This is a genomic window from Arthrobacter flavus, from assembly GCF_039526005.1.
Taxonomy (GTDB): domain Bacteria; phylum Actinomycetota; class Actinomycetes; order Actinomycetales; family Micrococcaceae; genus Arthrobacter_D; species Arthrobacter_D flavus.
Genome location: NZ_BAAAIJ010000009.1, coordinates 66,314 through 83,939, shown reverse-complemented (window position 1 = coordinate 83,939; position 17,626 = coordinate 66,314). Strand labels below are relative to the sequence as shown.

Sequence of the window (17,626 nt, the reverse complement as noted above, 5' to 3'; positions counted from 1 at the left end):
GAGAAAAGGAACATGTCGTGCTGCTGAAGAGAATCCTGTGGACCCTCGTCCCCGTCATCGCCTCCAAGCTGATGAAGAATCGCCGTGGCAGCAACGCGACCACCCGCGCCAACAAGACCCGGTACAACAAGAATCAGGGCCACTAACCCCCAGAATGATCGATCCGAATGAGTTAGCCGACCGCCGAGACGGCTACGTTGACCTGCGTTCCTATGCAGCGATCGGCGACGGGCGGACGGTTGCCCTGATCGCCCACGATGGATCGATCGACTGGTACCCCACCCCCGACCTCGACTCCACGCCTGCGTTCGCCCGGCTACTGGACGCCGACGGCGGCGGCGCGCTTGAGTTGTGCCCAGCCGAATCGTTCACCGCGACGCGGGCTTATGTGGACGGCACCAATGTCCTGGCCACCACGTACACCACCCCGTCCGGTACCGTCCAGGTCACCGATTCCCTGAACACGGGCGTGGCAGGTCGGCTGCCCTGGGGTGAGCTGGCACGCCGGATCGAGGGAATGACCGGGAACGTGCCGATGCGCTGGGCTATCCGCCCCGGCAACTGCTTCCAGACCGCCTCACCCTGGGTCCAGTCCACCGACCATGGCGCCGTACTGATGGTCGACGGCACGGCGCTGGGCGTCCGCGGCATCAATGAGGGCGAGGTGACCATCGAAGGTCAGGCGATTTCGGGGACCCTCACCACCGCTCCCGGCTCACGCCACCTCATCGCTGTCATCTCCACTCACGACGAGCCCCTGCCACTGCCCGATCCCCAGTCGGTGGACGCCGGTATTGAACGAACCATCTCCAACTGGCAGACCTGGTCCAGGGAGTTCAGCTATGACGGACCCTACGCCGACCAGGTACTCCGGAGCGCCCTCGCCCTGAAGCTGCTGATCCACAGCCCCTCCGGCTCAATCGCCGCAGCCGCGACCACGTCGCTACCCGAGAGCAGGGCTGGCGGCAAGAACTGGGACTACCGGTACACCTGGCTGCGAGATACCGCCTACACCCTTCATGCGCTGGTCCGGACCGGGGTGCGCGAGGAAGTCCACGCTGCGGTGTCCTGGATGCTCAAGAACCTTCGCACTCAGGGCAGGGACCTGCAGGTCTTCACCCGCCTCAACGGAGAGATCCCCGAAGGCACACGTACCCCGGATCTTCCTGGCTGGCGGGGACTCGGCCCGGTGGTGGACGGGAACCCTGCAGCTGGCCAACTCCAGCTGGGCGTCTTCGGGGACCTGTTCGACATTGTGCGACTGTACGTTGAGGCCGGGCATGTCCTGGACCCCACGACTTCCCGTCAACTCGCGGACCTGGCAGATCTTGCGTGCGATACCTGGCAGCAGCGCGACGCCGGCATCTGGGAGCTCCCCGAGGAGCGGCACTACACCACCTCGAAGCTGGGCTGCTGGCACGCACTGGATAGTGCTGTGAAACTCTCCGAAGCCGGGCAACTGCAACGACCCGCCGAGCGCTGGCGGGCTGAGCGCGACCGGATCCGGGACTGGGTCGAAGAGCACTGCTGGTCGGAAGACCGGCAGAGCTACGTCTGGTATCCCGGCTCCCAGGAGTTGGATGCCTCGATCCTGCTGCACGCTATCAGCGGCTACGAGCGCGGACCCCGGATGTCCTCGACCATTGATGCCCTGCGCAACGAGCTCGGAGCCGGCCCCCTCCTCTACCGTTACAGCGGCATGCAGGACGAGGAATCCACGTTTGTCGCCTGCGCCTACTGGATGGTGGCAGCCCTGGCCCTGGTCGGGCGCAAGGAGGAGGCCCGCTCTCAGATGGACGAGCTGCTGCCTCTGGCGAACGACGTCGGCCTGCTGGCCGAAATGATCGACGCCGATGACCGGCACGAGTTCATGGGTAACCTACCGCAGGGTCTGAGCCATCTCGCCCTGATTACCGCCGCGCTTTCCCTGGCCGACGACGAATAGACGCCACCCAGTCACAGCTGGTGGTGGGTAAACCGGCCACCCAGCAGCGTTGCCAGAACCGGGATGTCGGCGATGTCATTGGTCGGAACCTCCAGCGGTGATGCCTCAAGGACAGCGCAGTCGGCAAGCATCCCCACCGCAAGCCGGCCCTTCGTCCCACTGAATCCGGTAGCGCCCGCCGATCCGACCGTATAGACGCGGAGGGCTTCCGCAGCCGTGAGCCGTTCGGACGCGGCACCGAAGATGGCGCCGCCGGCGGTCAACCGGTCGATGTAGGACTGGATGGAGCGCAACGCTGTCCCGTCAGCACAGGGCCGGTCAGAGCTACCTGCCATCGGGATACCGGCGTCGAGGAATGACTTGGCCCGGTAGGTGAACGCCGCCCGGCGCGCCCCCAGAGACAGCGTCATCACGTCGCCAATCGGGCGGAAAAACGAGGCCTGGGGCGCCACCGCTACACCCAGGGCGGCGAGTGCTGACAGCTGGTCCGGTCGGACGACGGCCGCATGCTCGATCCGATGCGGCAGGCTCCCCTTGGGTTGGGCAGGAAATTGCCGGAACGTGTCGATCGCCAGGTCCATGGCAGCGTCACCGATCGCGTGCGCCGCGATGGACCAGCCGGCACGGTGCGCGTCAACCATCTGCCGCCGCAGGATCAACGGATCGTCCAACAAGTAGCCCTTGTTAGCACTGCCGGTGGCGTAGGGCTCGGTCTGTGCCGCAGTCTCACTGGAGAGTGCACCATCCAGGAAGATCTTCGCCGGGCCCAACGACAGCATGTTATCGCCAAACCCGCTGTACATCCCAAGGCCCAGACCGGCTCCGGTACTCGACTGCAGCGTCTCGATCGCGGGCATCAGCTGCGCCCGGGCATGCAGCTTCCCCGCTGCCCGGGCGTCCTGGAACGCCCCCAGTTCGTCTGGTGCGTGACCAATCCAGCCGCCCCCGATGCCGGCATCGGTGAAGCTGGTGATCCCCTCGCTCGCGTACCGGGCGCTCGCCCGGGCGATGGCCGCGACCAGGGTGTCACGAGCGTAGGGGCGGAGCAGGTCGAGGACCAGGGCCTGGGCGGTTTCCTGCAGCAGGCCTGTCGGTTCCCCCGAGGCGTCCCGCACGACCCTCCCGCCGACCGGATCACTGAAGTCCCGGGCAAGAGCTCCCGCCCGCCGGAGGGCCTCGGTGTTGGCGATTCCACCGTGACCTGACGTTCGCCTGATGAATAGTGGACGGCCTCCACCCACCCGGTCCAGGGCATCCCGGTTGGGGAACTGACCGCCGAACCGGTGGTGGTCGAACCCGCTGGCAACCAACCACTCGCCGTCGTCGTCCGCCGGGGCCTGCGCCGCCGCATGGAGGCGGGCATAGACCTGCTCCAGATCGTCGAGACGGGACAGGTCCACCTCCCCCAGGGTGAGCCCGAACCACGCGGTGTGGCAGTGCGCGTCGTTCAGACCCGGGATCAGAACCCTGCCCCGCAGGTCAATGACTTCTTTGGCGCTCAGGCCGGCCAGATCGGTATCGAGGCCGACGATCCGCCCGTTCAGGATGCCGATCTTCCCTGCCGTAGGACGCTGGGCGTCCATGGTGATGATACGGGCGTTGGTGAGGATGAGATCCAGCAGCATGGTCAGCTCCCGAGCGACAGTTTTCAGGCGATAGTGGTGATCATCGAACTTCAGGCGGTGGCGAAGTGCACCCACACACCAATGACCCAGACGCTTCCCGCGAGCAGCGCGAGCCCAAGCTCGACCAGGATCCCAATGCCGGTCGCCTTCAACGCAGCACCGCTGGACGATAGCGCCGGGCCGACCTGCCGCTGCCGGGCGAACTCGCTCGCGAACAGGCCAGCGGCGAACCCCACGAAGAGCCCGACGACAGGGATCAGGAACATTCCCACCACCCCGGTGACTAATCCGATCAGGACCGACCTGCCCGGGATCTGGCGCTGCTGGAGTTTTCGGCCAGTCAGGACAGCCCCGGCGAGCAGGCCAGCGACTGCCAGCACCGCTCCGACGCCAAAGGCGACCCAGCCCGCGGTGCTGGACACCACCAGCGCCCACATCAGAAGGGCACCGATGATGAGAATGCTGCCCGGGAGGATTGGCACGATGACTCCCGCGATCCCCACCACGATCAGCAGGCCGGTCAGCACGGTCATCAGGATCTGAAATTCCATAGGGAAAGTCTCTCACTGCGTTGGACCACATGTGGTCCCTCTTGTCCCCTATCGGCGGCAATAGTAAGGTTACTGAGGAAGCCGCAAGGCACCAATAGCAGGAGGCACCATGAGCACGCAAGGAACAGGGAACGACCCGGCAGAGGGCGGCGCTCCACCAGAGCATGCTCCCAAGCATTCTGACGGCACTGCGGAATGGCGTGATTCATCCTCGGCCAGCACCGATGGCGGCGAGCCCACCCAAGCGCACGACTTCACCGATGCGCGCCGCGCAGACCGCGACGGCGACGCCACCCAGGTGCACCGCACCACCGACGGCGACGCCACCCAAGTGCACCAGACCACCGGTTCCCGCCCAGACCGCGACGGCGACGCCACCCAGGTGCACCGCACCACCGACAGCGACGCCACCCAGGTGCACGAGACTCAGTCTGGCGGCACAGCAGATGCAGTGGGTACGGGCACCGGCACTGGCGCCACAGCTGCCTCGCCGTCCACGCGCACCCAGCCGGTCACCGCGCAACCGGTCAGTCACACCGCCGATCCGGATGACGCCCGGTACCGCGATACCCACGACGACCGCCCAGCGCTGCCGGCATCGGCCGAACGCGCGGCGCTCCTGCAGCACGAGAAGGATACCTTTGGCGGCATGAAGTTTGGGTCGGCGTTCTTCGGCTGGCTCACGGCTACCGGGATGGCGGTGCTACTGACGGCGCTTGTCGCCGCCGCTGGAGCAGTCTTCGGGCTCTCCACCAACACTGACCTGACTGATGCCGCCGACCGGGTGGCCGCTGATCCGCAGACTGTAGGCATCACTGGAGCGATTGTCCTGCTGGTGATCCTGCTTCTGTCCTATTTCGCCGGCGGCTATGTCGCCGGACGGATGGCACGGTTCAACGGAGCGAAGCAGGGTGTTGCCGTGTGGCTATGGGCGCTCATCATCGCGGTGCTGGTGGCAGTGCTCGGCTTGATCTTCGGGAGGCAGTTCGACATTTTCGCGAACCTCAACAGTTTCCCGCGCATCCCACTCAATGAAGGGAACCTCACGACCGCGGGCATCATCGCCGTCGTCGTAGCGCTGGTCGCAGCCCTCGCTGGAGCCGTCCTGGGCGGTCTCACCGGCATGCGCTACCACCGCAAGATCGACCGGGCCGACTACGACAACACACCGACCCGATAGATCCTCAACGACTGCGCCCCACCCGTGCTAGCTCGCGGGTGGGGCGCAGTCGTGTGTATTCACCGTCCCGGGGACCGGCGCTGCAGACTTTCGAGATGCTGGTTGTAGGCGGTGAGTTTGGCGTCGTCGTCCCGGTCGGCGGCACGGTCCTCGCGAACCGCTGTCCGTTCGTCGTCCTTCCGCCACGCCATGGCGACACCCAGGGCGAGGAGCACCGTCGGGATTTCGCCGATCCCCCAGGCGATCGCGCCGCCTCGCTGCTGGTCCGCCAGCAGGGCTGCCTGATCGGTCAGCTGCAGGTTAGCCCACCAGGTGGGGGCCAGAATCTCGGTTCCACCGAGAAGGGACAGCCCGAAGAAGGCGTGGAAGGCCATTGTCGCGAGCAGGATGATCAGCCTGAACGGGTACGGTGACCGGGCGGGCCCCGGATCGATTCCGATCAGCACCCAGGCGAAAAGGTATCCGGTAATGAGGAAGTGCACGATCATGAACACGTGTCCCACATGGGTGGACAGAGCCAGTTCAAAGACGGGCGAATAGTAAAACCCCACCATGCTGCCCACGAAAATCAGCCCTGCAACCGGGGGGCGGGTGAGGAAGTGGCTGAAGCGTGAGCGGAAGAGCCAGAGCACCCACTCGCGGAGGCCTCGGCTGCCGTCGGTGCGCGGACGTGTCGACTTGAGAAGCAACAGGATCGGCGCCCCCAGCACAAAGAGCACGGGTGCGTACATCATCAGGCCCATATGTTGGATCATGTGCCCCGAAAAGCTGGTCCGCCCGTACACGGCTGGCCCGCCGCTGGTGAGCCAAATCAGCAGAGCGCATCCTGCGAGGAAGGCCAGCGAGCGGGGAATGGACCAGCGATCACCGCGACGTCGGAGCCTGATGACCGCGGCCACATAGGCTCCGGCGGCTACAAGAACCAGGAGCCCAATGGTCCAGTCGGGGTGCCACGAGGCCAGGAAGCTGGGTACAGTCAGCGGTTCCGGGAATGGGTAGCCGAGAAGGGAACGGCGCAAGTCGACGTCGGCGATTGACCCCTGGGGAACGGGCGGCGGACTCGCTGCAAGACCCGCGGACACACCGATGGTAATAATCATCAGCGCCGCTTCAGCCACCCCAAAGGTAACGAACGCCCGTCGGTCCTCCGGATCGCGGTCCAGTCGCGGCAGAATCCTGCGGCGCTGATACCACCCAGCGAGCCCGAGCAGGGTCAGGCTGCCCACCTTCGCGACCACGAGCAGACCATAGGGCGTGGCCAAGTCCGCCAGGGACCCTAGCCGGAGGCTGGCATTGATGATTCCCGAGAAAGCCACAGCTCCGAATGCCCACGCAGCCAGTGCTGAGTAGCGGCGAAGGACCCGCCCCGTGTCCTTACCCAGCCGGGACCCCAGCAGCAGCACCGCTGCGAGCCCGCCGACCCATACACACACGCCGACCAGATGGAGCGCCAGGGAGTTCACGGCGTTGCCGTGGTCATCCGACCCGGCAGCATGCCCGGCCAGTGCCAATGGCAGGATCCCCAGCGCTGCGATGGCCAGCGCAATGCCAGCCCCTGTGGTCGACCGGACCATTGGCAGCATGACCACCAGAATCAGGACCGCCAAGAGCGCCACCAGCAGGATCTGTCCGAGCTCCAGTTCAGTGGCGAAGAACAGCAAAATCGATGCAAACCCAGGACTGTTAATTGGTTGGCCAGCAGTGTCAGCGGCAATCAGCACCAGCGAGGCGACCGAGGCGACAAACCAGACACTCGCCGAGATCCAGGCCCAGTTGAGGGCCTTCCATTGGGCAAACCCAATGATCGATTTGTTCCGGTCGGACCCCGGTAGGAGACTTGCGCAGAGCACCAGGAAACCGATGGTCATGGCAGCGCTGAGGTCCTGGAGTACCCGCGCGGCGGGCCGGGCATGGACCACAAAGTCGCCGGGATCCGCCATCGTGGTTCGGTATGTAGTGAGCGCTTCGCTGAAGTACATCGACAGGATCGCGAGCGCCAGGCTGACCGGCACCGCGATACTGAGACCTACTCTCACAAGGGTGCGTTCAGGAATCCGCTCCCCCGGTGCTGTCCGTTCATCCCTCGCGGCGACCACCTCTGGTGGATCTTGCAGGGGTCCGCCTTTAGGCACCTTGAGCCTCGATTGCGGCTTCGACGCCGGCCACGAAATCGGCAGGAGACCCAAGTTGTTCACCGTCGATGTATATGGTCGGTGTGCCTGAGATACCCGAGGAGGACGCTGCGTTGGTGGTGAAGTCCACCCAGGGACGGAAGGTGCCCTCAGCCACACAGGTGGAGATGTCCTCTGCTCCCGACGCTTCAGCGAGGTCGCTGAGCCCGTCATCGCTCAGTTCCCCAGCGGCGAAATTCCCGAAGAGCGCTTGAGTAAATGACTGGTATGCCTGCGGCGCTGTGTCAGCTACGCAAGCGAGCGCGTTGGCTGCCCGGGAGGAGTACGCGCTGGTCGAGTTCCGGTCGAGGAAAGCGACGGTTCGGTACTCCATGGTGACGTCGCCGTCGTCGAGCCACTGCTGAATCTGGGCCGAGTAGGCTGCTTCGAAGTCCGCGCAGTGAACGCAATTGACGTCGACCCACGCGACCACCTGGACCGGCCCGGCCCCGGCGTCGGCCCCTACCCCCATCGGTGTGTCACGTGTCTCCTCCAGCGCAGCCTCGGCGTCGACTGTCGAAGCCGCAGTGGCTGCCAACTCGGTGGGAGAGGTAAGGGCGATCCCGCCATATTCGTTGCCGTGGGCTGGCGCGGGGCCAGCAGCCGGAACATCCGGGCGGATCGAGGACACAATGACCACAGCGATCACCGCAAGGACAGCCAGGACTCCACCAATGATTCCCCACCGCACCACCAGGCGTGAGCGCTTTTCCCGCCGCTCGTGTTCCAGCCGAAGTCGCTGCGCCGATTCGCGGGAGGAACCGGCGGGTTGAGGTCTTGATGCGGTCATTTTGGGATTCCTTTAGGTGGGAGGGGGATGCGTGGTTGCGGCGTAGTCGGGGTCAGCTATCGAAGAGTGGATCTCCGACGAACCCTCCTTCGACACAGCCCGGCGGGATGGCGAACACCGCAGATCCAATGGGTGTAGTCAATTGGTTCAGGAGGTCCAGTTCGTCCAGTCGTTGCTGCAACGGGACGAACTGACGGTCGACGTCGGCCTGGGCAAAGAGACGGATCCCCGACAAAAGGTGATTCCACCCAGAACAAAGATCACTAGTACCGCACGTCGGAAAGTGCGAGCCAACCCGCCAGAATGCGGGGTGGCCAAAGGTTTCTCCTACCGTGGTGAGGTACGCGGAGTCACGGTGGTTCTCGGTGCCGCAGCTGACCGGGTCAGGCGAAAGACAGCCGGTTGACCGGGGGCCCCCGGAGGCGACGCCTTGAGTTGGCATGCAGAAGATCGTGCATACCGAGGGTTGCCGGCCGAACAGGAAGTGAGCGCAGCTTCTCGGAAAACGGGCAGGAGCCCACCCACCGGATCATCGCCGTCAAGGATGCAGCCAGGACGCCAACCAGGGCCCACCACAGTGCTTCGCCGTGTCGCACCAGAGCAATTGTCAGCAGACCAGCCGCCAGGTGGGACGCGAGCATCAGGATGCCCGGATAATCACTGCCGGTCATAGCCGCCGACGGGATCGGTAAAACTAGCTCGTGCCCGTGGCCGACCATCGATCCGGTCGGTGCCGTCGAAGCACCAGTGAACAAGGCGAAGAGCGAGTGAAAAACTACTTGGCTGATCGCTACACCGACGATGATTCTCGCAAGGGTCAGTCGACGGCCGGCAAGAATGACGCAAACGAGCGTACCTAGGGTCATCGCAATGACAGCCGCGACAGTTGGAACGCCACCGCCGGCGAGGGCATGTGAGGCACCGGCAAGGAAGGTCGATGTGACAGCGACGAGCAACCCACGGGTGAGGCGGGCGGCTGGTGTCACACTGGTCCTGCCAAACATTGTTCCTCCCTCCTGAAAATTGTAACCTTTTCTACGGGGAGTAGAAAAAGTTGCTCACGACCGCCGAGGCTCCGAGAAAGTCACCATGGACACCGTTACGCCACGCTTCGCGCAGGACAAGCCTTTCGGTCTGATTCTGATCCTCTCCGGGGTGGTGGGGTGGTTGGCATCTGGCCAGTTGGTCCTTGAACGGCTGGCTGTGTATGCGGACCCCAACTACGTCACCAGCTGCGACGTCAATGCCTTCGTTTCCTGTGGTGAAGTCTTCAAAACCTGGCAAGCGGGTCTCTTCGGTTTCCCCAACCCACTGCTGGGAATTGTCGCGTTCTCCGTCATCATCACCACGGGGGCCATGCTCCTCGCCGGAGCAAACGTAGCCCGCTGGTACTGGCGCGCATTGCAGGTGGGTGTAACCCTGGGGATGCTCTTCACCATCTGGCTATGGAGCCAGGCCCTCTTTGCGATCGGGATCCTCTGCATCTACTGCATGGTGGTGTGGGCTGCGATGATCGTGCTCACCGTTTTCCTCACGTCGCGCAATCTAGTGTGCGGCGTGTTTCCGGCGAGCGAGCGAGTGAAGCAGTTCCTCAGCGGATGGACGGGGACGACGGCGGCACTGCTGGTGATTGCCACGGCCGCTGCAGTATTCTTCCGGTTCATCGGCGTCTTTGCCGGCTAGATTTCAGACCGGCCGGCCGGACCACACTGCGCGGAAGGGCTCCAACCATTGATCCACGTCCTGTAGGGGTCCAGCCTCAACGGCGTACAGCCGACGGGTACCGTCCCCCCGCACGCGCGCGAACCCGTTCTCGCGTAACACCCGGAGGTGCTGCGACACGGCGGGCTGGGAGATCCCAAATTCGGTGCGGATGACACGGGCAATATCGCCAGCCGCCCATTCCTCATCCACGAGAAGCTCAAGAATCCGGCGGCGAACCGGGTCGCCCAGGACGTCAAAAGCATGCATCAGCAGAAACCCATCACAGTGCGCTTATCTTCATCTAACCTTACATACGCGAAAGCCCCTGCTGCCGAGCCGAAGCGGCCCGCCAGCAGGGGATAGTCGAGAACTTTCACATCGACAACACGGGTTACGGCGAGGGCTTTCCGCCGTTGACGTTCAGGGTTTCCCCCACCACATAGCTTGACTCGGAGGACGCCAGGAAGACGTAGGCCGGGGCCAACTCGGTGGGTTGCCCTGCCCGCCCCAGCGGCGTGTCCTTGCCAAACTCGGGCAGCTTGTCCTTCGGCTGCCCATCCGATACCTGCAATGGGGTCCAGATCGGGCCGGGAGCGACGGCGTTGACCCGAATACCCTTGGGTGCCAGCTGCTCGGCGAGACCCTTGGTGAAGTTGTTGATCGCAGCCTTGGTGCTCGCATAGTCCAGCAAAGTGGATGACGGGCTGTAGGCCTGAATTGATGTCGAGTTCACAATGCTCGATCCGGGCTTCAGGTGCTTCAATGCCTCACGGGTGATCCAGAAGAACGAGTAGATGTTCGTCTTGAAAGTTTCATCCAATTGCTCATCCGTGAGGTCTTCAAGACGCTCGACGGCAATCTGCTTGCCGGCATTGTTCACGAGGATATCCAGGCCACCCAGCTGTTCGGCGGCTTCGTTCACGAGTGAGCGGCAGAAAGCCGCATCGGTCAGGTCGCCCGGAAGCTTGACGGCCTTCTGGCCGCTCTCTTCAATCAGGCGCGCGACCTCGACGGCGTCGGGCTCCTCGACGGGGAGGTAGGACAGTGCGACGTCGGCACCTTCACGGGCGAACGCGATGGCGACTGCAGCGCCGATACCGGAGTCCGCGCCGGTGATAAGCGCTTTGCGCCCCTTGAGTCGGCCGGTGCCACGATAGGAGGTCTCGCCGCGGTCGGTCTGTGGTTCCAGATCTCGATCCAACCCGGGTTCGGGCTGGTCCTGCTTGGGGGCCGAGATGCTCGGGAAACGAGTCACCGGATCCTGGAAGGTGTACTGGTCAGTCGTTGAAGTCTTGTCAGTCATGCGTTCCTCACTTGCCGTGCGTATGTACGATACGGTCTGTGCAGGCTAGCCGGGAGACGGATCTGTTACCGGCCTCCCCGAAAGCTAAGCCTACTGACTATCCTAGGACGTACCCACCCGTCAGACAAGGCAGAGCAGGGAAGCTAGAAGATCTGAGCGAAGAATCCCGCACCAATACTCGCCACAAGAGCGATGATGAGAAGCCAGACGATGGGCACACGGTATTTGTTGATGAAGCGCATGGTCCCCCAGTCTAGGCGAGCCGGACAGCGTGCTGCCGAACGGAAATAATTCACCCCCCACCCACGCTGCAGAAGAGTATGGATAATCTCATTGCAGTTACCGGAGCGACAGGGGCCATCGGCGGTGCTGTGGCACGCATTCTTGCGGCGGACGGGATCGCGCTTCGCCTGCCGGTCCGAGACCTCAGCCGTGCACCGGCACTGCCGGGCGCGACCGCCGCCGAGTGCAGCTACGCGGACCGCTCGGCAGCCGAGACAGCCCTCGAGGGTATTCACACCCTCTTCATGGTCTCAGCGGGCGAATCCAAAGATCGCGTGGAGCAGCATCTGACCTTCGTCGACGCAGCCCGTGAAGCCGGCGTGCAGCACATCGTGTACACGTCCTTCTTCGGTGCCGCCGCAGACGCCACCTTCACCCTCGGGCGTGATCATTGGGCCACCGAGGAGTACATCCGCCGTTCCGGGATCGCCTACACCTTCCTTCGCAACAACTTGTACCTGGACGTCCTGCAACACTTCGCCGACGACGACGGCACCATTCGCGGCCCCGCCGGCAACGGGCGATTGGCCGCGGTCTCCCGGGAGGACGTGGTGCAGGTGAGCACAGCCATCCTGCGGGATGCCGCCGTCCATGCGGGCAACACCTATGAGCTGACCGGCCCCACGGCGCTCACCCTGGCGGAAGCTGCCGCGATCATCTCGAAGGAAACCGGGCGGGAGGTCACCTACCGGAACGAAACGGTCGATGAAGCTTACGCTTCCCGGCAACACTTCGGCGCGCCCGACTGGCAGCTCGATGCCTGGGTCAGTACCTACACAGCAATTGCCGAAGGAGGGCTGGCCCGGACCACCACCACGGTGCAGGATCTAACGGGTCGACCAGCACAGGATCTTGCCCAGGTCCTCCGCGACGACCGCTAGGGTCAAAGGATGCGCAGAGACTTCAGCAGAGACGACACCTCGACGCGTGACTTTTACCGCCTACTCACCTCGACGGTGGTACCGCGCCCGATTGCCTGGGTATCGTCCCAGTCTGCGGCAGGTGAGGACAACCTGGCGCCGCACTCATTTTTCACTATCGCGTCGGTGGATCCCCCGATGGTCGCTTTCACATCGGTAGGGCGGAAGGACACCCTCCTCAATATCGAGGAAACCGGCGAGTTTGTGGTCAATCTCGCACCAGAAGAGTTGTTCGAGCAAATAAACGCCACTGCCACGAATTTTGACCGGAAAGTGAGCGAGTTTGACGCCGCCGGCCTCACCCGGGAACCGAGTCACACGGTGACGCCCCCACGGCTGCTGGAGTCTCCGGTGGCCTTGGAGTGCAAGTTACATCTGGTGCAGCCCATCGGGGATTGTTTTGTGGTTTTCGGCGAGGTGACCCATGCAGCCATTTCCGAGGACGTCCTGGACGGGAGCCACCCCCTGATGGACCGCCTCAAACCCTTGTCCCGACTGGGTCGCGATGAATGGGGTACCACCGGAGCCGTTCACACAATCAAGCGCATACCCGTGGAGGAATGGCCGGGTCACTTCCGCGGCTGAACGGGTACCGAGGAAGCGCCGCCCGCTCCTCCACGAGGCTTTTTACCGGCCGAACAATCGACCAAACCAACCTGACTGAGCCTGCCCCGCAGACCGCGACCGCTTCGGTTCGACGGTCGGGTTGCAGGTGCACTGATTCTTCTTTGGCACCGACCGCATGACCTGATCGACGTGATTTCCACAGCCAGCCCAGGTGGTTTTCCGACAGCGCATACAGGTGGTTGTCCGACACATACGAACTCTCTTTCATTGGATCCAGAATCGGATCGTGGACAGCTTTCACTCAAGTATGCGAATACCCCTAGGGGTATGTCAAACCCCACTCTCCTGGCCCGCTTTCACAAGGAGTCAAGGACGCTTGACATCACGCGAGTAGTCAAGGAAGCTTGACTCATGACAAGTTTCCTTGACTACCTCGATTTTCAATGAGGAACGATCTCAGCACGCTCCGCCAAGCGGCTGGCATCTCCCAGCGTGAACTCGCAGCATTCCTCGACGTTTCACGTCAGACCATCAATTCCATTGAGACCGGCCGCTATGATCCTTCGCTCCCACTGGCCATAGCCATCGCCCGACACTTTCGCAGCACCGTAGAGGAGATCTTCCATGTCGACTAACACCTACACCTCCAAGCAAAAGGCTGCAGTCCTCGGCCTGGTCTTGGCCGGGCTGTCTGGCCTCATCGTGACAGGGCTGTTGCTTCAGGAGTACGGCCCGGGAAACATGGGGGCTGGACTTCTGATGGGCGGCGCCGTCGGACTGGTCGCCGCCCTGATTGGCCTATGGCGCATCACCAAGACCCCCTCGCGCGTGAGCACCTTCGAACGCGCCTGGACCCAAACGGGCGATGAACGGGACAATGCGGTGCTCACCCGATCGCTGGCAGTCCTCGGACTCGCATCATTCCCGCTGACCGCCATCGCAGCAATAGCTGTGGGCTTTGGGGCTGCCGTGGAGATGGTTCTGTCTTTGCTCCTACTGGCGCAGGCTGTGGTGGGAGCCGTCGCGTTCACTGTAATCAACCGTAAGAGCTGACCCTTTTGAGCGGCTCGATCCCCGCGGATCACTAACTATGCCGCCAAACGCATACTTACAGGCCGCATACATCTAACTCACATAGGCTACGGATATCCGCGGGTTTAGCATCCCTTCGTCTGCTGGGGGCAGAATCTAGCGCAGGGACACTTATTGAGTATCACAACCTCCGGCCGTAGCGTGCGCGTTGCAAAGCCGAACGACGTCGTTGCCTCCTATTCAACGCTGTTGAAGCAGGTACGCAAAGAAGGGTTACTGAACCGTCGCCGACGCTTCTATGTTTCAGTCTTCGCTGCCCTGGCACTGACTATGGGCGCCGCCTGGACCGGCTTCGCCCTGCTGGGTGACACCTGGTTCCAACTGTTGATCGCCGCCGTGCTCGGCATCGTCTTCACACAGATCGCGTTCCTCGCCCATGAGGCCTCCCACCGGCAGATTTTCAAAACCCGCGGGGCCAACGACTGGTCCGGACGGATCCTGGCCGCCGGCGTCGTCGGCATCAGTTACCAGTGGTGGATGAATAAGCACACCCGCCATCACAACGATCCCAATGTGGTGGGCAAGGACCCTGACATTGAGATCGATACCATTTCCTTCATTGAGGAAGACGCGGCGAAAGCTAAGGGGCTTCACGCCTGGATCACCCGCCGCCAGGGCTACCTCTTCTTCCCGCTGCTGACCTTCGAGGGCGTCAACCTGCACGCCAAGTCCATTGGCACCCTGTTCCGACCAGGAGCGGTGCAGGGCCGCTGGATTGAACTAGCCCTCCTCGCGATGCGGTTCGGCGCCTATCTCGGCGTCCTGTTCTGGTTCCTGCCCGTCGGCATGGCGTTTGCCTTCATCGGCGTTCAGATGGCTGTGTTCGGCATCTATATGGGAGCCTCCTTCGCCCCCAACCACAAGGGCATGCCGATCATCCCCAAGAACAGCAAACTGGACTTCTTCCAGAAGCAGGTTCTCACCTCACGCAATATTCGAGGCGGCAACTTCGTCAACAATGCCTTTGGTGGCCTGAACTTCCAGATTGAGCACCACCTGTTCCCGGACATGCCACGCCCACACTTGCGCAAGGCCGCCTTGATCGTCCGCGAGCATTGCGAACGCCTCAAGGTCCCCTACACGGAGGTCGGCGTCGCCGCCTCTTACGGCGCTGTGGTGTCCTACCTCAACCGGGTGGGCCTCGCCGCGCGCGACCCCTTCGACTGCCCCATGGTGAACAAGTACCGGCACCAGTAGCCAGCCACAAAGAAACTGCCCTGCGGGTCAGATCTGCCGCTTCCTGGCGGCGGACCTGACCGGCAGGGCAGTTTCTCTGTCTGACGTGGCTTGTTTACGCGTTCCACAGTCCGTAGGAATCGGCCAGTGAAGAGATTTTCTGGGCTCGGGCCAGTCGGGGAAGGTATGACCCGTCACCGACGACGGCGCCAGCTTCATGCGCAACAAGGAGTTCATGCGCCCACATAATCTCGGACTCGCTCGGGGAGAGGCCCTTGTTGATGGTGTCGGTGGCGTCAGGTAGGAGGCAGAGCTTACCGGTCATACCCATCGAGGCAGTCACCTTGCAGGCCTCCAGCAGGGTGTCCCCCAGCGCCCCGACGGTTGGACCATCGATAGGCCCGGGCAGCTGCCCCACCCGCGAAGCAACCACCAGTTTGGCGCGGGCGTAGGCCAAGGCCATCGGCTCGTCGGAGGCTCCGGTATCTCGCCGGAAATCTCCAACGCCGAACGCGAGCCGGAATGTACCCGGTGCGCTGGCAATAGACGTGGCGTTCTCAATACCCAGCGCCGACTCGATCAGAGCCAGCACCGGGGTGCCCGCCTGGAGCCGCATGGCAGTGTGGGTGACCTGCTCGGGCTTTTCCGTCATGGCCAGCATCACGCCGCGCAGCCCGGGAGCCTTCGAGAGTGCGGCTAGGTCATCGGCCCAGAAATCGGTTTCGATGCCGTTCACGCGCACCCAGGCCGTCATCCCGGTGGAAAGTGCCTCGACCACCCGCTCCCGCGCTTCGGCCTTGCCAGCGGAGGGAACCGCGTCTTCCATGTCGAACACGACCGAGTCTGCCTCGGACGTGAGGGCAGGCGCGAAGTTGGCCTCGGACGCCGCGGAGGCCAGCAGCCAGGAACGGGAGAGTTTGGCGGGGAGCGCCGCTGCGCGGCTGTTTCTTAAGGAGGCCATAGATGAACACTACTGAACGGTCGGAGCCATAATCCACCGCAGCACCGAAGCTGACACAAACACTACGAACAAAACCAGCCCCAATACCTCCGGCGTAACTGCTCAGCTCCTCGGAGGCATGGTCAGCAGCTAGGTGAGTGGACCCTGAATGATGGGTCGCCCGGCCTAGTGGGCGTGCTGCTCGGTGAGACCGACATAAGCTGCGATCTCCTTGCCCACTTCCTGCAGCAGCGTGGCCGCGTTGGCAATACACAGCTCGACGTCGGGTTCCCGGTCCGTCAGCGCGAAGGTGCGCTCAAACCCGGCCGTGGACAACTGGTCAGGAGTCAGGACGGTCCGCCCGCAGACGGCGATAGCCCTGACGTTCGCAACCGCCGCCGCGGTCGCCACACCCATGGGGGTCTTTCCGCCCAGACTCTGTTCGTCGAGGCTGCCCTCTCCGGTGATTACCAGGTCGGCGTCGCGCAGCTTCTCGGCCAGGCCGGTCAGTTCCAGGACGACGTCGATGCCCGGTCGCCGTCGCGCGTTCAACACCGCGAGCGCAGCGAACCCCACCCCGCCGGCGGCACCGGCACCCGGTGCGCTGGCCGCCTCGTTGATTGCCGGGCCGGAGACAGTCGCCAGAACACTCACGAACCGTCCGAGCGCGGCATCGAGATTCTGGACATCGCTGGCGGTGGCGCCCTTTTGCGGGCCGAACACTGCAGCGGCACCGGTGGGGCCCAGGAGCGGGTTATCGACGTCGGAGGCGAGCGTGATCGAAGCCGTCGACAGGCGCGGGTCAAGACCGGCCAGGTCGATTGATGCGAGGCGGCCGAGCGCTGCACCACCGGGCGGAAGGTCACCGCCGTCGTCGTCAAGCAATCTGGCGCCCAGGCCAGCCAGCAGGCCCGCCCCACCGTCAGTGCTGGCGCTGCCGCCTACTCCGAGCACAATGCTGGTGCAGCCCTGGTCGAGCGCGAACCGGATGAGGTCACCGGTGCCTTGGCTGGTGGCGCCGCCCGCATCGAGGGTGCCGTTGGGCAATACGGCCAGGCCCGATGCGAGAGCCATTTCAATCACTGCCTGCGACCCGCGGATCGCAATCGGCGCTTCCAGCGGCTCACCCGTGGGTCCGGTGACCGTGGCAATCAGGAGGGAGAAACCGGCGGCGACGGCCGCATCGAGAGTTCCTTCGCCGCCGTCCGCCGCTGGCACCTGCTCAATGCTGAGGATCGAGTGGGGCCCCAGCGCGTCGCGTAGGCCCGTGGCCACAGCCTCGGCGACCTGGGGGGCCGAGAGTGAACCCTTGAACTTGTCCGGTGCAATCACGATGCGCATACGGCCATTAGATCATTGGTGGGCTCGCCGCAGCCTCGG

At 63.7% G+C, this 17,626-nt stretch carries 18 protein-coding genes and 1 pseudogene; 9 read left to right on the top strand and 10 right to left on the bottom strand.

Annotated features, from left to right (window positions below):
• Positions 1-17 precede the first annotated feature (17 nt).
• Both ABD059_RS04305 and ABD059_RS04300 read left to right on the top strand, forming a co-directional pair.
• A complete protein-coding gene (locus ABD059_RS04305) occupies positions 18-146 on the top strand; it encodes a hypothetical protein (protein WP_343878034.1) in 129 nt (42 codons plus the stop codon).
• A gap of 8 nt (positions 147-154) precedes the next feature.
• A complete protein-coding gene (locus ABD059_RS04300) occupies positions 155-1,945 on the top strand; it encodes a glycoside hydrolase family 15 protein (protein ID WP_343878033.1) in 1,791 nt (596 codons plus the stop codon).
• 11 nt (positions 1,946-1,956) lie between these two features.
• Here ABD059_RS04300 and ABD059_RS04295 read toward each other — a convergent pair whose 3' ends face one another.
• Both ABD059_RS04295 and ABD059_RS04290 read right to left on the bottom strand, forming a co-directional pair.
• The gene (locus ABD059_RS04295) at positions 1,957-3,570 is read right to left on the bottom strand and encodes an amidohydrolase (protein ID WP_343878032.1); all 1,614 of its coding nucleotides are present in this window, start codon (positions 3,568-3,570) and stop codon (positions 1,957-1,959) included.
• A 50-nt stretch (positions 3,571-3,620) separates the two neighbouring features.
• Entirely contained in the window at positions 3,621-4,121 is a 501-nt protein-coding gene (locus tag ABD059_RS04290; RefSeq protein WP_343878031.1) for a DUF456 domain-containing protein, read from the bottom strand.
• Between the two features lie 109 nt (positions 4,122-4,230).
• Between ABD059_RS04290 and ABD059_RS04285 the strand changes: the two genes are divergently transcribed.
• Positions 4,231-5,301 (top strand): TIGR04086 family membrane protein, encoded by a 1,071-nt coding sequence (locus ABD059_RS04285; RefSeq protein ID WP_343878029.1) that lies wholly within the window; start codon positions 4,231-4,233, stop codon positions 5,299-5,301.
• 59 nt (positions 5,302-5,360) lie between these two features.
• Here the strand turns inward: ABD059_RS04285 and ABD059_RS04280 are convergent, their stop codons facing one another.
• From ABD059_RS04280 to ABD059_RS04265, 4 genes and pseudogenes are all read right to left on the bottom strand, one after another.
• Positions 5,361-7,433: a bifunctional copper resistance protein CopD/cytochrome c oxidase assembly protein gene (locus tag ABD059_RS04280; RefSeq protein ID WP_343878028.1), complete on the bottom strand. Its 2,073-nt coding sequence runs from the start codon at positions 7,431-7,433 to the stop codon at positions 5,361-5,363.
• Positions 7,426-8,262: a DsbA family protein gene (locus ABD059_RS04275; protein ID WP_343878026.1), complete on the bottom strand. Its 837-nt coding sequence runs from the start codon at positions 8,260-8,262 to the stop codon at positions 7,426-7,428. The genes ABD059_RS04280 and ABD059_RS04275 overlap by 8 nt, the downstream gene beginning before the upstream one ends.
• Before the next feature lie 52 nt (positions 8,263-8,314).
• Positions 8,315-8,473, bottom strand: a pseudogene (locus tag ABD059_RS04270) (Dyp-type peroxidase); the annotation flags it as partial.
• Positions 8,474-8,645: 172 nt separating this feature from the next.
• Positions 8,646-9,266, bottom strand: a complete 621-nt coding sequence (locus ABD059_RS04265; RefSeq protein ID WP_343878025.1) for a hypothetical protein — start codon at positions 9,264-9,266, stop codon at positions 8,646-8,648.
• A gap of 85 nt (positions 9,267-9,351) precedes the next feature.
• On the opposite strand from ABD059_RS04265, the gene ABD059_RS04260 reads away from it, so the two are divergent.
• A complete protein-coding gene (locus ABD059_RS04260) occupies positions 9,352-9,945 on the top strand; it encodes a vitamin K epoxide reductase family protein (protein WP_343878024.1) in 594 nt (197 codons plus the stop codon).
• Between the two features lie 3 nt (positions 9,946-9,948).
• Here ABD059_RS04260 and ABD059_RS04255 read toward each other — a convergent pair whose 3' ends face one another.
• The gene (locus tag ABD059_RS04255) at positions 9,949-10,233 is read right to left on the bottom strand and encodes an ArsR/SmtB family transcription factor (RefSeq protein WP_343878023.1); all 285 of its coding nucleotides are present in this window, start codon (positions 10,231-10,233) and stop codon (positions 9,949-9,951) included.
• A gap of 124 nt (positions 10,234-10,357) precedes the next feature.
• Positions 10,358-11,269: an SDR family oxidoreductase gene (locus ABD059_RS04250; protein WP_343878022.1), complete on the bottom strand. Its 912-nt coding sequence runs from the start codon at positions 11,267-11,269 to the stop codon at positions 10,358-10,360.
• 320 nt (positions 11,270-11,589) lie between these two features.
• Here ABD059_RS04250 and ABD059_RS04245 point away from each other — a divergent pair, with 320 nt between their 5' ends.
• The 5 genes from ABD059_RS04245 (at position 11,590) to ABD059_RS04220 (ending at position 15,327) form a co-directional block, all read left to right on the top strand.
• Positions 11,590-12,432 (top strand): SDR family oxidoreductase, encoded by an 843-nt coding sequence (locus tag ABD059_RS04245; RefSeq protein WP_343878020.1) that lies wholly within the window; start codon positions 11,590-11,592, stop codon positions 12,430-12,432.
• A gap of 9 nt (positions 12,433-12,441) precedes the next feature.
• Positions 12,442-13,056 carry a flavin reductase family protein gene (locus ABD059_RS04240; RefSeq protein ID WP_343878019.1) on the top strand — a complete coding sequence of 205 codons (615 nt, stop codon included), beginning with the start codon at positions 12,442-12,444 and terminating at the stop codon, positions 13,054-13,056.
• A 425-nt stretch (positions 13,057-13,481) separates the two neighbouring features.
• Positions 13,482-13,673, top strand: a complete 192-nt coding sequence (locus ABD059_RS04230) for a helix-turn-helix transcriptional regulator (RefSeq protein WP_343878016.1) — start codon at positions 13,482-13,484, stop codon at positions 13,671-13,673.
• A complete protein-coding gene (locus ABD059_RS04225; protein WP_343878014.1) occupies positions 13,663-14,091 on the top strand; it encodes a hypothetical protein in 429 nt (142 codons plus the stop codon). Before ABD059_RS04230 ends, ABD059_RS04225 begins: the two co-directional genes overlap by 11 nt.
• A gap of 153 nt (positions 14,092-14,244) precedes the next feature.
• The gene (locus ABD059_RS04220) at positions 14,245-15,327 is read left to right on the top strand and encodes a fatty acid desaturase family protein (protein ID WP_343878013.1); all 1,083 of its coding nucleotides are present in this window, start codon (positions 14,245-14,247) and stop codon (positions 15,325-15,327) included.
• Positions 15,328-15,421: 94 nt separating this feature from the next.
• Here the strand turns inward: ABD059_RS04220 and ABD059_RS04215 are convergent, their stop codons facing one another.
• Positions 15,422-16,267 (bottom strand): HpcH/HpaI aldolase/citrate lyase family protein, encoded by an 846-nt coding sequence (locus ABD059_RS04215; RefSeq protein WP_343878011.1) that lies wholly within the window; start codon positions 16,265-16,267, stop codon positions 15,422-15,424.
• Positions 16,268-16,432: 165 nt separating this feature from the next.
• Complete coding sequence (locus tag ABD059_RS04210; RefSeq protein ID WP_343878009.1) at positions 16,433-17,587, bottom strand: glycerate kinase; 1,155 nt, start codon at positions 17,585-17,587, stop codon at positions 16,433-16,435.
• Between the last annotated feature and the right edge of the window lie 39 nt (positions 17,588-17,626).

What these genes read in the sequence shown, in the direction of transcription:
- ABD059_RS04300 (WP_343878033.1), top strand. Translation starts at nt 155, where the DNA reads ATGATCGATCCGAATGAGTTAGCCGACCGCCGAGACGGCTACGTTGAC.
- ABD059_RS04295 (WP_343878032.1), bottom strand. Translation starts at nt 3,570, where the DNA reads ATGCTGCTGGATCTCATCCTCACCAACGCCCGTATCATCACCATGGAC.
- ABD059_RS04290 (WP_343878031.1), bottom strand. Translation starts at nt 4,121, where the DNA reads ATGGAATTTCAGATCCTGATGACCGTGCTGACCGGCCTGCTGATCGTG.
- ABD059_RS04285 (WP_343878029.1), top strand. Translation starts at nt 4,231, where the DNA reads ATGAGCACGCAAGGAACAGGGAACGACCCGGCAGAGGGCGGCGCTCCA.
- ABD059_RS04275 (WP_343878026.1), bottom strand. Translation starts at nt 8,262, where the DNA reads ATGACCGCATCAAGACCTCAACCCGCCGGTTCCTCCCGCGAATCGGCG.
- ABD059_RS04265 (WP_343878025.1), bottom strand. Translation starts at nt 9,266, where the DNA reads ATGTTTGGCAGGACCAGTGTGACACCAGCCGCCCGCCTCACCCGTGGG.
- ABD059_RS04260 (WP_343878024.1), top strand. Translation starts at nt 9,352, where the DNA reads ATGGACACCGTTACGCCACGCTTCGCGCAGGACAAGCCTTTCGGTCTG.
- ABD059_RS04255 (WP_343878023.1), bottom strand. Translation starts at nt 10,233, where the DNA reads ATGCATGCTTTTGACGTCCTGGGCGACCCGGTTCGCCGCCGGATTCTT.
- ABD059_RS04250 (WP_343878022.1), bottom strand. Translation starts at nt 11,269, where the DNA reads ATGACTGACAAGACTTCAACGACTGACCAGTACACCTTCCAGGATCCG.
- ABD059_RS04245 (WP_343878020.1), top strand. Translation starts at nt 11,590, where the DNA reads ATGGATAATCTCATTGCAGTTACCGGAGCGACAGGGGCCATCGGCGGT.
- ABD059_RS04240 (WP_343878019.1), top strand. Translation starts at nt 12,442, where the DNA reads ATGCGCAGAGACTTCAGCAGAGACGACACCTCGACGCGTGACTTTTAC.
- ABD059_RS04230 (WP_343878016.1), top strand. Translation starts at nt 13,482, where the DNA reads ATGAGGAACGATCTCAGCACGCTCCGCCAAGCGGCTGGCATCTCCCAG.
- ABD059_RS04225 (WP_343878014.1), top strand. Translation starts at nt 13,663, where the DNA reads ATGTCGACTAACACCTACACCTCCAAGCAAAAGGCTGCAGTCCTCGGC.
- ABD059_RS04215 (WP_343878011.1), bottom strand. Translation starts at nt 16,267, where the DNA reads ATGGCCTCCTTAAGAAACAGCCGCGCAGCGGCGCTCCCCGCCAAACTC.
- ABD059_RS04210 (WP_343878009.1), bottom strand. Translation starts at nt 17,587, where the DNA reads ATGCGCATCGTGATTGCACCGGACAAGTTCAAGGGTTCACTCTCGGCC.